We start from the raw sequence: 12,192 nt of genomic DNA, 5'->3' as shown, positions 1-12,192 counted from the left end.
TGTTCCGGGGGAGCCTCGAAGCTAATTATTGTTGCCCGTACCGATGCACCTTGGAACTGGCCAATCCAAGCCTCTGCGCCACTTCAGCCTGACTCAATCCTAAAGCCTTCAGCTCTCTCTCTCAGCATCGGCATTCTTGGTATTGCCAGGGCTTACTCGGAGTCCTCTTTTTCATGTTTTTGCCCACAAACTGACTTCGAAGAAACCCCCGCGCCTTATCTCCAGAAATCGTTTCGCTCGGTCGTGCCCCAAGGATTGGCGCAGGATGATCAGGAAAATGGAGGTCTCTGCTCGTATCACGCTGAGCTTCAGCGTGTCGAAGCCCAATTACACACCCTTTCACACCCAATTAACGCCATTAAGTCGGCTTACTCTTAGAGGGCGCCTCTATTAGCAAGTTGTCTCTACGAAAAGTCCTTGTGCCAAAGCCGTCCAACTGTTGATTTTGGCAGTCCCAAAATCTTGATCACCTCAGCTTGGCTGCGTCCTTCTTTTTTAAGCTCCTGGACTGCTTCCCATTTTTTCTCCGCTGCCACGGTTTGCGGATGAGGGAGCTTCTCGGGTTGAGCAGGGAGTGAGGCATCGAGCAGCTCGATAGCGTTCAATTCCTCCATGGTTAATAGAAGAACTTCTCTGGCGGTTTTCTGGTGTTTAGCGGCGTGAACGAGCGCTAGCAATGAAACAGGATGCAGCCTGAGGGCTTCGGCGAGTTCTTCACTGACTTCGAGGGTCGGTGATGTCCTGGCAGCTTCAAGCTGGCTTACGTGTGACGGTGTGACAGTCTTAGCAACGTCGTGCTGCGACAAACCCTGCCGAGTCCTCAGCAACTGTAATACCGCTGCAAACGCATGGCGAAGCAACATCCTGACTCTCCCCAAAGCAGGACGGTATGCCGCGATTGCGCAGGCCCATACAAATCTATATATTTACTTGGATGGGACTTTGCGTTGACGGGTTTTTGTTTCAGCAGCGCGATCCCGCTGAAGGACGTAGTCCTGTCTCAATGAATCGGGGCAAACGGATCTGGACACGACTCGTAGACTCTCAGCCGGAGCCGCTAACTCATACAAACAATAGCTATGTATTGCCAAAATGTTTGAGCTAGATCTCTGTCAACGTCGGTCGATTCGCCGCACCGCAAAACCAGGAAACCTGCACCATGTTTATTTCAGATGAGGCTTGTATGGTCGGCTTACCGGGCTTCCCCGGGCCTGGCCGCACGGCTTGGCGGATGGTCGAGCGACATTCGGAAGATTTTTGGTATCACGTTCGCTTTCGCAATTGTGAAGGAGCGAGGGCTCGGTTCAAAAAATTGATGCCATCAGACCCTTCGATGCTGAAACACCTACTCTCGCAGCGGAGCCCAGAGCACAAGATTGAGGTGGTTCAGGTTGTGACTCCCCCTTGCATGAATGGGAGTTCTTTAGAACGTATGGAAAAGTTGATCAGTGCGATCGTCGGCTACGACGGAAACGGTGAGTGCGTACTGCTTCATAAAGTCGATAGCGGAGCAATCTACAGCAGCTCTCCCGGTGTGACCGACGCAGGTTTGCTCAGCAATATTCGAATGATTTACGACGCCACGACTGCTGCCGGGAAGCATTTCCATAGCACCAACTATCAGACCCCAACAAGAGTGACGCTCTGATAGAGGCAAGTGAACCCTGCCACGACAACACCACCAGATGGTTAATCCATGAAGCTCCAAATCTACTCAGATCTGCACCTCGGTTTCGCTCGATTCGAGCCCGCGCCAAGCGACGCAGACGTAGTCATTCTCGCTGGTGACATTGATATCAAATCGCGCGGCGTGGTTTGGGCGAACGACACATTCCAGTGCCCGGTGATCTACGTTTGCGGAAATCATGAGTACTACGGCGGCCACATTGATCACACGCTGCGGAAGATGAAGGAGGTGGCAGCTCCTCACGTGCACGTACTCGAGAACGAAACGCTGATTCTTGATCACACCCGGTTTTTGGTGACAACGGCGTGGACAGATTACTCGTCTACTGGCGATGTCGTTGCCTCGAAACGCGCTGCATGGGAATGCATGAATGACTTCGCTGTGATCAGAGCCGATGAGGGTTATCGGCGTTTGTACCCGGATGACCTGATCGCTAAATCAAAGGCTGCTTTTGCCTGGCTAACGCAAGAATTGGAAAAGCCCTTTGACGGACAAACTGTTGTCGTTACCCACCATGCACCTTTGTTGGATTACGTAGGTGACACGCTTCGTGAAAACTTGATTGCAGCCTATGCGAACGATTGGCCCGAGCTTTTGGATAAGGCTGACCTTTGGATCTATGGGCATACCCACGTCGCCGCGGATTTCCACAAGAATGGGTGCCGTGTGGTTTCCAATCCTCGCGGCTATCCGAATCAACAAACCGGTTTCAATCCGGATGTTCTGATCGAGATTTGATGAATAGTCGTTCACCAACGAACCTCAGCGAACTGAATTTCGCTGCGTACGAATTCAGGAAAATTACATGGTCACGTTAGAAGAAATCTCGCGTCTGCTTTACGGCGCAGGTGAGGAAATGCCTGGCTGGCAAGGCACCCAGGACGAGCTAATTGCATTGGCCGCTAAAGCGTTCCCGGGAAAGGCATTTTGTGTAGTGCGGCAATGGATTTTGATCGACCTCACGGTTAACTCGGATGAGAAAGAAAAGCTAAGCGGGCTTGGTCTACTTCCAGCGACGCTTTTCGCTCACGAGATAGTCCTGGACAGCAAAGGACGCTTCCAGCCTCAAATGTGGGTTCGCAGCAATTTCGGTGTGTCTTTCACCGAAGGCTACATGTTTGAAACCAACAATACGGTCTACCTCCTTCTAGGGGCAGGGCAGAGAAAAGAGGCTAGCATTGGTGCTGCTTTTTCGATGAAGGCGGGGTAAGCGATGCTCGTCGACAATTTATACAGAGTCGTTTTGGAGCCTGGGTTGGATGTCTGAAATTATCGAAGTCGAATTTCATAGTAAGTATCTCAGTGACTTTCAAATGAGTCGCCTCGTACAAGCGAGTCTCCGAAAATACACAGTGGGCATTACGGCTTTTATCAGTGATGCAGTGATCATTGATGATAGGTGCCTTGGCGTGTCTTTCGATCACCTGCAGCAAGACGACGCGTATCGAACAGCCAATGGCGGAATTGTTCGCACGGAAAGAATTCAGAGAGCATGGAAAGAAGGGCGTTTTTGGCTTCTCGAGACGCGAGAAGGAAATTACCTCATTGGTAGCTTCAAACGTGGGGGTGGGCGACGGAGTTTTCTTGAGTTGCTTCGTTCCGGTGAACGTCTCCAATCTGAGGATTGAATGTTCTGGTGGAGTGGAACTGCATGGCAGCTGATGAACGCTGGACAGTTGCTCGGGCAACGAGAAATTTCGATGAGTTGCTTGAGAAGGTAATCATGACGCGTAAACCGATTTTCATCGATGGTGAGCAAAGGAGCGCTGTGTTGATCTCGATCGGAGAGTGGAACGCCATCCAGGACAACCTCAGACCTCGCGCTCCGTCCGACCTCTGAACAATCGCTTATTAGGCCTCCCACGAATTTAATCAGCAGCGCTCCGAGTTAGCCGTGTGGAGCGCTTCAAACTGCCTCTATCCTGTGATGCTCATTTTGCTGTCGGACGGATTCACCGCTCACCTTGGCTCAGTAACCGTACTCGTTCAGCAGTTTCTGCAAAAACTCTCGCCGCCGTTGGACGATGCTCAAAATAAGATAGTCGCGCTCGGTGTCTCTCGTCGACAAATGCCCAGCGTCCACAAGGCCATGGATGTAGCCCTCGGCCTTACCTCTTGCTTCGAGCAATGCATCGATGGACGTGCTTTTGTATATGTCTTCAGCGATGAGCTGCCACCGCTTTCTCTGGCGGTGCCCAATGGGGTCATCGGAAAATTTCGGTGCGTTGATCAGGTTGTTGAAATCGGCACGTGCGTTTGTTGTGTTCAAGCGAATTCTCGGAACGGTGGTAACTGAGCGGAGGCTATCATGCGCACACTAAGTCGCCTGCTGTTGGCTGGGTTTTGTAGGCGCTGGCGTGAAAAGACGATTTCACTGAGGGTGCTCGCTATCGGTTGCGTCTTTGAATATTGAGGTGCACGCAGGCAGTGCTATTCAGCGATTACATTTCTAGCCTGGAGTTCGATATGGGATACCTCAGCCTAGAGGACATCTACCCCGATGACGTAGAAAAATATGGCCATCTGCGGGTGGGAATGACTGATCTCCATGTAAAGGATAATCACGCCATTTATGGTGTGGTTACGCGTGGCGAATACCGCGAGCTGACCAGTAGGTTACTGCGTGACGAAGCGGTGCAAATGATCATCAGCGCTAAGCTCGCCGCATTGCCCAAGGACTACGATCCGTGGATTCGGCGGATCGAACGCAATCGCGCCTTGCGCGCTAGGTATGGGGACAAACTCGATCCCTGGGGGGACGACTGACGTTGCAAAGGATAAGGCGTTGAAGATATTCCTCGATTGCGAATTTACCCAGCTTAATCCGGACTCGAAGCTGATATCCCTAGCAATGGTTTCGGAGTCAGGCAAAGAGTTTTACGTTGAGCTGACGGATAGCTATACAGTCGAGGAATGCAGTGATTTCGTTATCCAGAACGTTTTACCGCAGCTCGATCCGCTGCGACATGGTCAGTCGCTTGTCGAAGCTCAAGCCTCGCTTCGAAGGTTCCTAGGCTGCTTCGGCGAGGAGCTTGAGGTGTGTTCAGATGCGCCACATTGGGACTGGGATTTTTTCTGTGATCTCGCTTGTGCAGGTCATCAACCATGGCCAGTTCAGGTTGTGAGTCAACCGACCAACCTTACAAGTCTTTTGAATCACGTGAATGCGGAAGCTCTTGAACAGGTAGAGCTGTCTGATCTGCCGCACCATGCGTTGCTAGACGCGCGAATGCTTGCAGAGCTCTTCAAGATCTTGGCCTCCCGGCTTGTTTTGTCACCATAGATGCGCAAGCCGATCAGCTTTGGACGGTGTGCTGCAGGTAATTCGAGTTTCACCAACGGTGGGGAAGTGGCAAAACTGGATTATTCCAAATTATGGCTCAGCCATAATTATTGCTCAGCCATAATTTTTCACTTCAAAAAGCCCCTCTAATCGGAGCAACACGTCGTCATCCAAATAGGCGAAATTCCCGCAGTTGCTGCGATGTCGAACAGCAGATAAGGTTGAGTCATGAATGATCCTCGCATCCCCATCATCACTTCTGAGAACTGCGTTCAGAGCGAGACCGCGCCAGTGCGTACTGAACCGATGGAAGCTCATCCCTTCGTATCCCGAACTCTCGAACTATTGGCTGCTGAGATGAATGCGTATCCGGAGCGCTTGCTGCCTGTGGATACGCGGTTGGTCACCCGCATAATTTCGCTAGTCGGTCAGGCTGATGTTGACCTGAATACGCCGCTCTGCGCAGAGGACGAATAAATCAGGGCAGCAAACCTCAACTTGCATACACGTAGCTCCCTGACTCTGAATTCAAATTGTGGTTTTCGGTGTATTGTTAGGTGACTAACTACCTAGAGAACGACCATGTCCAAGCTCGCAGAATTTCGCCAACTGGAAAAGCACCTTGCCGAACAGCTCCAAGCTCTCGAAGCCCTGAAAGGCGATGCTGGCCTCAAGAAAGAAATCGAATTTGAATCGAAACTGCGAGCTTTGCTCGCCGAGTACGGTTACAGCCTACCGAATGTGATCGCTCTGCTTGACCCTCAAGCTGGCCGTCGTGCTCCAGCCGTCGACTCCAAAGCCGGCCCCCGTAAGCCTCGCCAGGTAAAGGTCTACAAGAACCCACACACCGGCGAAGTCGTCGAAACCAAAGGCGGCAACCACAAGACGCTGAAGGAATGGAAAGGACAATACGGCTCCGCCACCGTCGAGTCTTGGCTGACCAAGTGAGTTTGGTTTGAGTACAAAAAGGGCCCAGCAAGGGCCCTTTTTATTAGTGCAGCGTTCAACAGATTTGCTACGCCGGTAGCGCTCTAAGCTTTAGCGCACTTCCTCCCGGCAGCCGGCCCGATCTTCCGAGATGCACGGCCGGTATTGATTTCAAAATGTGTCTATCAATTGGAATTTTCAGCGCCAATGTCAGGAATTACGTGGCGTTGCGTCTATTCATGAGCCGCGCTCATAGGCATATGTTGACTGAGCGGCGTAGTCGCTTTGCCTCGTCGCAGCTAGATTCGCGCTAAGCCAATTAAGCAGGATCAGCCGATGGCTATCGAATGCGTCAATACGATTGAAATACGTCTTTTCGAGACCGCTGAATCGACTTTCGAAGAAACCGCCAAGTCTTGCATCGGAACACTTCAAGATTCCGCTGGGTGTCTCGACTACACCCTGACTCGAAGCACGCGAGAGGCCGGTCTTTGGTGGCTCACCGGCTATTGGGACAGTGAATCCAAAATGACCCTATCGTACGAAAGCGTGCCCATGATGCAGTTGCTCAACTGCCTGGTCGAAGAGGGCGCAAGCCTGAATTTCTGGAGCTTTGTTCCCCAGACGGCCGTAACTCATGGCGATTAACGCGCAGATGCTGCACGGCATCGATCTGAATAGCTTGCTGACGTTTTTGCTGGTTTACCACGAGCACAGTGTCAGCCGCGCCGCTCTTCGTCTCGATATCAGCCAGCCAGCCGTCAGCAACACGCTGGCCAAACTACGGATCTACTTTCGTGATCCGCTGTTCATTCGAGACGCCGGAGCTCTGGTTCCAACGCGACGAGCTCGAACGATAGCTGACGAACTCACGCCAGCGTTCATGCACATCGAAGTTGCCCTAGGGCACTCCCAGTCGAAGAGCTGAACTGAATTCAACTTTCGTCGATTAAGTAACCGGAGCCATCAGTGCTGATACGTACCGTGATGGTGGCCTTGCGCCACCCCTATACTTTTGTCGTGATGGCATTACTCGTTTTGATTGTCGGCCCGTTAACGGCCTCGCGTACACCGACCGATATTTTTCCGGAAATTCGGATACCAGTGATTGCCGTGGCCTGGCAGTACACAGGGTTACCGCCAGACCAGATGGCAGGGCGAATCTCTACAGTTTTTCAACGCTTGCTAACCGCGTCGGTTAACGACATCGAGCACATAGAATCCAACACGTACCCGGGCGTGGGCGTCGTTAAGATCTTTTTCCAGCCGGGTGTAGATATTGCTGTTGCAAACGCGCAGATCACGGCCGCCTCGCAAGTCGCGTTGCGGCAGATGCCTGCTGGTATCCAGCCGCCTGTGATCCTCAACTACAACGCTGCCACTGTGCCGATCCTGCAACTGGCGCTTTCGGGTGAGGGCTTATCGGAGCAGCAACTCTTCGACCTGGGTATGAACACTGTTCGGACGCCCTTGATTACCGTGCCTGGTGTAGTGATGCCTCTGCCTTATGGTGGCAAACAACGCCAAGTTCAGATTGACGTCAACCCTGAAGCGCTGCAGGCCCGTGGACTTTCGGCTCAGGATGTTTCTGCTGCGCTGGCTGCCCACAATATCCTGGTGCCGATTGGCACACAAAAGATCGGCGAGTTGGAATACACCCTGCAGCTCAATGGTGCTCCGTCGGCGATCGACGATCTGGGGTTGCTGCCTGTCAAAGTTGTTGACGGCAGCACGATCTATCTCCGTGACGTCGCCGATGTCCATGATGGCAATGCTCCGCAGACCAATATTGTCCACGTCGACGGAAGCCGTTCGGTGTTGATGTCGGTGCTCAAGAATGGATCGGCATCAACGCTGGCCATCGTTGATGGCATTCGAGCACAGATCGAAGCCCTCAAGCCAGGTTGGCCCGAGGCGCTGAATGTTCAACCCATCAATGACCAGTCGCTGTTCGTGCGTGCGGCAATCAAGGGTGTAGTCCTGGAAGGCGCTATCGCTGCTGTGCTAACGAGCGTAATGATTCTGCTGTTCCTCGGTAGCTGGCGGTCGACCCTGATCATTGCGGTGTCGATCCCACTGGCGATCTTGGGTTCGTTGATCATCCTGGCTGCCTTGGGTGAAACCCTCAATCTGATGACACTCGGCGGTTTGGCGCTAGCCATCGGCATCCTGGTGGATGACGCAACGGTGACTATCGAGAACGTCAACTGGCACTTGGAGCAGGGCAAGGACGTCGAGACCTCGATATTGGACGGGGCACGCCAGATCGTTACGCCTGCTTTCGTGTCGCTGCTTTGCATCTGTATCGCGTTTGTTCCGATGTTCTTTCTCGAAGGCGTTTCGCGGTATCTGTTCGTACCGATGGCCGAAGCAGTGATCTTTGCCATGATCTGTTCCTTCATTCTGTCCAGGACGCTGGTACCGACCATGGCCAAGTACCTGCTGCAGCCGCATCAAGTACACCATGAGCCACAGCCGGTTGCACGCAACCCGCTGATACGCTTTCAAAGGGGGTTTGAGATCCGTTTCGACCGACTACGCCAGCGATATCAGCAAGTGCTCGAAAGCGCACTGCGCCGTCGCAAAGCGTTCCTCCTGGGTTTCATGGCGGTCGTGACACTGTCGTTCGGTTTGGTACCTTTTATTGGTAGCAACTTCTTCCCGACGGTGGATTCCGGACAAGTGCTGATGCATGTGCGGGTACCTGTGGGCACTCGGGTAGAGGAGACCGCCTCACGGTTCGCAGAGATAGAGGAGGCGATACGCAGCGTTATCCCTGCCGAGGAAATCACCACGTTGGTGGACAACATCGGCCTGCCACCGAGCAACATCAACCTGACCTACAACAATACCGGGGTCATGGGCTCCCAGGATGGCGATTTCCAGATCGCGTTGCGCACTGGCCATCAGCCCACGGCTGACTATGTGAAGAAGTTGCGTGAGGTTTTGCCTGAACGATTCCCGGACAGCACCTTTTCATTTCCTCCGGCGGACATCGTCAGTCAGATCCTCAACTTCGGTGCCCCTGCGCCTATCGACATTCAGATTCGGGGCAACAACGTAGAAGCGAACTTCGCCTATGCGCAGCAGTTGCTCAAGCGAATCCGCACGGTACCGGGGTTGGCCGATGCTCGCATCCTGCAATCAAACAAGGCGCCGGTATTCAATGTCGACCTGGATCGCACCCAGGCCCAGTTGCTGAACCTAACCACTCGCGATGTCACCAACAGCCTGGTCGTCAACCTGGCGGGAAGCAGCCAGGTAGCACCCACCTACTGGCTCAATCCTGCCAACGGTGTGAGCTACCCGATCGTGTTGCAGACACCACAGCCAAAACTGGACTCGTTAGCTGCCCTGGCCAATCTGCCTGTCGGCAACGGCAGCACGGCGAACGTCACCACGCTCGGTGCAGTGGCGGACTTCGAGCGAACGACCGGCAGCGGCATGGTCAGCCAGTACAACGTCCAATCGATGGTACAGATCCATGCGGCTACCCAAGACCGTGACCTTGGCGCCGTCGCCAAGGACATCCGGCAGATCATCGCGCAAATGGCCAATGAGGTGCCGCGCGGCAGCACGGTTAACCTGATGGGGCAGGTGCAGACCATGGAGCGCGCGTTTTCCGGTCTGCTGTACGGCCTGCTCGGCGCCGTCGTGCTGATCTACCTGTTGATCGTCGTCAATTTTCAATCCTGGGTTGACCCGGCGGTGATCGTTTCCGGATTGTCCGCTGCTCTTGCGGGAATCGTCTGGATGCTCTTTGCCACCGGTACCACCTTGTCTGTGCCTGCGTTGACCGGGGCGATCATGTGCATGGGCGTGGCTACTGCCAACAGTGTGCTGGTGATCAGTTTCGCTCGCGAACGCCTGCAGGAGCTGGGTGATGCGACCGCAGCAGCGCTGGAAGCCGGCATCGCACGCTTACGACCAGTGCTTATGACCGCGTTGGCAATGATCCTCGGCATGCTGCCCATGGCATTGGGCATGGGCGAGGGGGGTGAGCAGAACGCCCCACTGGGCCGCGCAGTGATCGGCGGTCTGCTGTTCGCAACCGTCGCGACTTTGTTATTTGTTCCAGTGCTTTTCAGCCTGGCTCACCGCAACGATTTCCGTACTGAACCCAAGCAGCACCTTGTTTCTGGAGCAATCTGATATGCCTGTGAAAGCCCTCGCGAACTTCAGCACATCCGGCCGCTTTCTGTTCATCCTCGGGGCGGTAGCGACTGCCGGCGTGATTATCATCGTTGGGATTGTTAGTCGCCACTCGCAAGCTGGCCAGTTGGAACAGATTGCGGAGCGTAAACGGATCGCTACGGTCGCACTGGTCATGCCCAGCCTTGTGACGCCAGCTTCCCTGCAGCTTCCTGGGCGTATCGAAGCTTGGTCACGCGCGCCACTGTATGCGCGAGTCAGTGGCTACCTTAAGGGTTGGGACAAGGACATAGGGTCGCCGGTCAAGGCTGGTCAGCTTTTGGCCGAGATTGATGCCCCGGATCTAGACCAGCAATTGCGCCAGGCCCGCGCAGAGTTGGCCACGTCCCGCAGTGAAATGGCATTGGCCAGCACCACGGCCAAACGCTGGGAGCAGTTGCGTGAGAGCGAAGCCGTATCGCTTCAGGAAGTTGAGGAGCGCCTCGGCGATTTCGCCACCAAGCGATCTCAGGTCAACGAAGCTCAGGCCAATGTAGACCGGCTGCAGGCGCTGCAGCGTTACACCCGAATCGTGGCGCCATTTGATGGAGTAGTGACTGCCCGCAACACGGACGTCGGCGCATTGATAAACGTCGGTATGACAGCAGGAAGCGAATTGTTCGTCGTCTCCGATGTGAGTCGGCTGCGCGTTTATGTCAGCGTCCCTCAGCGTCAACTTGCGTGGGTAAAAGTAGGTGGTCGCGCCAAGCTCAGCGTTCCCGAGCGTCCTGGAAAGACGTTCGATGCCACGGTGCAGTCGTTGGCCCAAGCGGTCGATGTGGGATCTGGGGCAATGCGCGTTCAACTCAGTGTGGAAAACGAGGGTAATGAACTGCTTCCAGGATCGTTCGCCACCGTGCAGTTTGAAGGGGTGCTTACACCCACCACGCTCAGTCTGCCACCTAGTGCACTGATCGTAAGTAAGAATGGCGTGCAGGTGGCGACGGTGGATGGAGTTGGAACAGTGCAGCTAAAGAAGGTCACGGTGGCTCGCGACTACGGCACTTACCTTGAACTCGCCGATGGAGTTAGCCAGTCCGACCAGGTCATTGCCAATCCGCCTGACGGATTAAGTTCGGGTGACCAGGTGCGAATTGCCCAGGTAGAGGCCACTGCAGCGAAGTAGATAAATGCACTACTCCCGGTAACGCAAAGCCTCCACCAAAAGAGCGAATGCAGGGGACACCTGGCGCCTGTTTGGATAATAAAGGTGGAAGCCAGGGAACCGAGGGCTCCAATCCTCAAGCACGTGGATCAAGCGTCCCTCTGCAATGTAAGGAGCGGCAATGTCCGTGGGCACGTAACTCAGACCAAAGCCGTCTAGTGCAGCGTCCAGTAGATGATAAACGCCGTTGTACGTGATTTGCCCTGAAACGCGAACCTTCAGAGTCTCGTTGTCTTTTTCGAATTCCCAGGCGTACAGACCACCATTTGTGGGTAGGCGCAGATTGTTGCATTGGTGCTGTACGAGATCACGAGGTGTCTGCGGCAGCGTGCGGGTAGCGAAATAAACGGGCGCCCCTACAACCGACATGCACAAGTCCGGGCCAATTCGAGTGGCAATCATGCCCTCGGCGACGTCTTCGCCGAGCCGGACGCCGGCATCGAAGCCTTGCGCTGCGATATCGACGAAGCTGTAGTCGCAGCAAACCTCCACTGAGATGTCGGGATACTCCGGTAAGAAACTTTTTAGCGCCGGACGCAGTACCAAGTCCAATGAATAGTCCATGGCGTTGATCCGGATCTTCCCGGTAGGAGTGTCTCGCAGATCACTGAGTAGCGCCAATTCGTACTCGATTTCCTCGAATCGTGGGCCAACCCTTTTGATCAGACGCTCGCCCGCTTCGGTGGGCGATACGCTGCGCGTGGTGCGGGTCAGCAGGCGCAGTCCCAATCGAGCTTCCAACGCCCGGACAGTATGGCTAAGGGCCGATTGTGATACGCCTAGTTTGGCTGCCGCCTTGGTGAAGCTGCGCTCCCGGGCTACCGCGAGAAAGGCAAGCAAGTCGTTAGCATTTTCCCGAAGCATTGATGAGCCCAGTTCATGAGGTTATGTGGATTCTACCTACTAATCACCTGTATCCGTAAAGGCTACATTCAAACG

16 protein-coding genes are annotated in these 12,192 nt (G+C 54.2%); 12 read left to right on the top strand and 4 right to left on the bottom strand.

Annotated elements, in window-relative coordinates:
• Window positions 1-25 precede the first annotated feature (25 nt).
• Window positions 26-97: a winged helix-turn-helix domain-containing protein gene (locus tag AC07W4_RS00930; RefSeq protein WP_495031298.1), complete on the bottom strand. Its 72-nt coding sequence runs from the start codon at window positions 95-97 to the stop codon at window positions 26-28.
• Window positions 98-404: 307 nt separating this feature from the next.
• Entirely contained in the window at window positions 405-863 is a 459-nt protein-coding gene (locus AC07W4_RS00925) for a helix-turn-helix domain-containing protein (protein ID WP_495031180.1), read from the bottom strand.
• Window positions 864-1,159: 296 nt separating this feature from the next.
• Here AC07W4_RS00925 and AC07W4_RS00920 point away from each other — a divergent pair, with 296 nt between their 5' ends.
• The 4 genes from AC07W4_RS00920 (at window position 1,160) to AC07W4_RS00905 (ending at window position 3,527) form a co-directional block, all read left to right on the top strand.
• Window positions 1,160-1,648: a hypothetical protein gene (locus tag AC07W4_RS00920; protein WP_495031179.1), complete on the top strand. Its 489-nt coding sequence runs from the start codon at window positions 1,160-1,162 to the stop codon at window positions 1,646-1,648.
• Window positions 1,649-1,696: 48 nt separating this feature from the next.
• On the top strand, window positions 1,697-2,425 hold the full coding sequence (locus AC07W4_RS00915; RefSeq protein ID WP_495031178.1) for a metallophosphoesterase: 729 nt from the start codon (window positions 1,697-1,699) through the stop codon (window positions 2,423-2,425).
• 67 nt (window positions 2,426-2,492) lie between these two features.
• Complete coding sequence (locus tag AC07W4_RS00910; RefSeq protein ID WP_495031177.1) at window positions 2,493-2,897, top strand: DUF6957 family protein; 405 nt, start codon at window positions 2,493-2,495, stop codon at window positions 2,895-2,897.
• 441 nt (window positions 2,898-3,338) lie between these two features.
• Window positions 3,339-3,527 carry a hypothetical protein gene (locus AC07W4_RS00905; RefSeq protein WP_495031176.1) on the top strand — a complete coding sequence of 63 codons (189 nt, stop codon included), beginning with the start codon at window positions 3,339-3,341 and terminating at the stop codon, window positions 3,525-3,527.
• A 129-nt stretch (window positions 3,528-3,656) separates the two neighbouring features.
• Here the strand turns inward: AC07W4_RS00905 and AC07W4_RS00900 are convergent, their stop codons facing one another.
• A complete protein-coding gene (locus AC07W4_RS00900) occupies window positions 3,657-3,956 on the bottom strand; it encodes a hypothetical protein (RefSeq protein WP_495031175.1) in 300 nt (99 codons plus the stop codon).
• A 197-nt stretch (window positions 3,957-4,153) separates the two neighbouring features.
• Here AC07W4_RS00900 and AC07W4_RS00895 point away from each other — a divergent pair, with 197 nt between their 5' ends.
• The 8 genes from AC07W4_RS00895 to AC07W4_RS00860 all read left to right on the top strand — a co-directional run bounded on the left by AC07W4_RS00895 (window position 4,154) and on the right by AC07W4_RS00860 (window position 11,214).
• Complete coding sequence (locus AC07W4_RS00895; protein ID WP_495031174.1) at window positions 4,154-4,453, top strand: hypothetical protein; 300 nt, start codon at window positions 4,154-4,156, stop codon at window positions 4,451-4,453.
• A gap of 19 nt (window positions 4,454-4,472) precedes the next feature.
• The gene (locus AC07W4_RS00890) at window positions 4,473-4,970 is read left to right on the top strand and encodes a 3'-5' exonuclease family protein (protein ID WP_495031173.1); all 498 of its coding nucleotides are present in this window, start codon (window positions 4,473-4,475) and stop codon (window positions 4,968-4,970) included.
• 228 nt (window positions 4,971-5,198) lie between these two features.
• Complete coding sequence (locus AC07W4_RS00885) at window positions 5,199-5,447, top strand: type II toxin-antitoxin system PrlF family antitoxin (RefSeq protein WP_495031172.1); 249 nt, start codon at window positions 5,199-5,201, stop codon at window positions 5,445-5,447.
• Between the two features lie 105 nt (window positions 5,448-5,552).
• Window positions 5,553-5,918, top strand: coding sequence for a histone-like nucleoid-structuring protein, MvaT/MvaU family (locus AC07W4_RS00880; protein WP_495031171.1), 366 nt, complete (start codon window positions 5,553-5,555; stop codon window positions 5,916-5,918).
• Between the two features lie 315 nt (window positions 5,919-6,233).
• A complete protein-coding gene (locus AC07W4_RS00875) occupies window positions 6,234-6,545 on the top strand; it encodes an antibiotic biosynthesis monooxygenase family protein (RefSeq protein WP_493133858.1) in 312 nt (103 codons plus the stop codon).
• Window positions 6,535-6,825, top strand: coding sequence for a LysR family transcriptional regulator (locus tag AC07W4_RS00870; RefSeq protein ID WP_495031170.1), 291 nt, complete (start codon window positions 6,535-6,537; stop codon window positions 6,823-6,825). The genes AC07W4_RS00875 and AC07W4_RS00870 overlap by 11 nt, the downstream gene beginning before the upstream one ends.
• Window positions 6,826-6,869: 44 nt before the next feature.
• The gene (locus AC07W4_RS00865) at window positions 6,870-10,049 is read left to right on the top strand and encodes an efflux RND transporter permease subunit (protein ID WP_495031297.1); all 3,180 of its coding nucleotides are present in this window, start codon (window positions 6,870-6,872) and stop codon (window positions 10,047-10,049) included.
• Between the two features lies 1 nt (window position 10,050).
• Window positions 10,051-11,214, top strand: coding sequence for an efflux RND transporter periplasmic adaptor subunit (locus tag AC07W4_RS00860; protein WP_495031169.1), 1,164 nt, complete (start codon window positions 10,051-10,053; stop codon window positions 11,212-11,214).
• Window positions 11,215-11,223: 9 nt separating this feature from the next.
• On the opposite strand, the gene AC07W4_RS00855 is transcribed toward AC07W4_RS00860, so the two are convergent.
• A complete protein-coding gene (locus tag AC07W4_RS00855; RefSeq protein WP_495031168.1) occupies window positions 11,224-12,117 on the bottom strand; it encodes a LysR family transcriptional regulator in 894 nt (297 codons plus the stop codon).
• Window positions 12,118-12,192: the final 75 nt, after the last annotated feature.

This window comes from Pseudomonas sp. GW821-FHT02A08 (genome assembly GCF_059422045.1).
The sequence above is the reverse complement of the archived record's forward strand: the minus strand, read 5'-3'. Positions and strand labels throughout refer to the sequence as shown.

What these genes read in the sequence shown, in the direction of transcription:
- AC07W4_RS00925 (WP_495031180.1), bottom strand. Translation starts at nt 863, where the DNA reads ATGTTGCTTCGCCATGCGTTTGCAGCGGTATTACAGTTGCTGAGGACT.
- AC07W4_RS00920 (WP_495031179.1), top strand. Translation starts at nt 1,160, where the DNA reads ATGTTTATTTCAGATGAGGCTTGTATGGTCGGCTTACCGGGCTTCCCC.
- AC07W4_RS00915 (WP_495031178.1), top strand. Translation starts at nt 1,697, where the DNA reads ATGAAGCTCCAAATCTACTCAGATCTGCACCTCGGTTTCGCTCGATTC.
- AC07W4_RS00910 (WP_495031177.1), top strand. Translation starts at nt 2,493, where the DNA reads ATGGTCACGTTAGAAGAAATCTCGCGTCTGCTTTACGGCGCAGGTGAG.
- AC07W4_RS00905 (WP_495031176.1), top strand. Translation starts at nt 3,339, where the DNA reads ATGGCAGCTGATGAACGCTGGACAGTTGCTCGGGCAACGAGAAATTTC.
- AC07W4_RS00895 (WP_495031174.1), top strand. Translation starts at nt 4,154, where the DNA reads ATGGGATACCTCAGCCTAGAGGACATCTACCCCGATGACGTAGAAAAA.
- AC07W4_RS00885 (WP_495031172.1), top strand. Translation starts at nt 5,199, where the DNA reads ATGAATGATCCTCGCATCCCCATCATCACTTCTGAGAACTGCGTTCAG.
- AC07W4_RS00880 (WP_495031171.1), top strand. Translation starts at nt 5,553, where the DNA reads ATGTCCAAGCTCGCAGAATTTCGCCAACTGGAAAAGCACCTTGCCGAA.
- AC07W4_RS00875 (WP_493133858.1), top strand. Translation starts at nt 6,234, where the DNA reads ATGGCTATCGAATGCGTCAATACGATTGAAATACGTCTTTTCGAGACC.
- AC07W4_RS00870 (WP_495031170.1), top strand. Translation starts at nt 6,535, where the DNA reads ATGGCGATTAACGCGCAGATGCTGCACGGCATCGATCTGAATAGCTTG.
- AC07W4_RS00860 (WP_495031169.1), top strand. Translation starts at nt 10,051, where the DNA reads ATGCCTGTGAAAGCCCTCGCGAACTTCAGCACATCCGGCCGCTTTCTG.
- AC07W4_RS00855 (WP_495031168.1), bottom strand. Translation starts at nt 12,117, where the DNA reads ATGCTTCGGGAAAATGCTAACGACTTGCTTGCCTTTCTCGCGGTAGCC.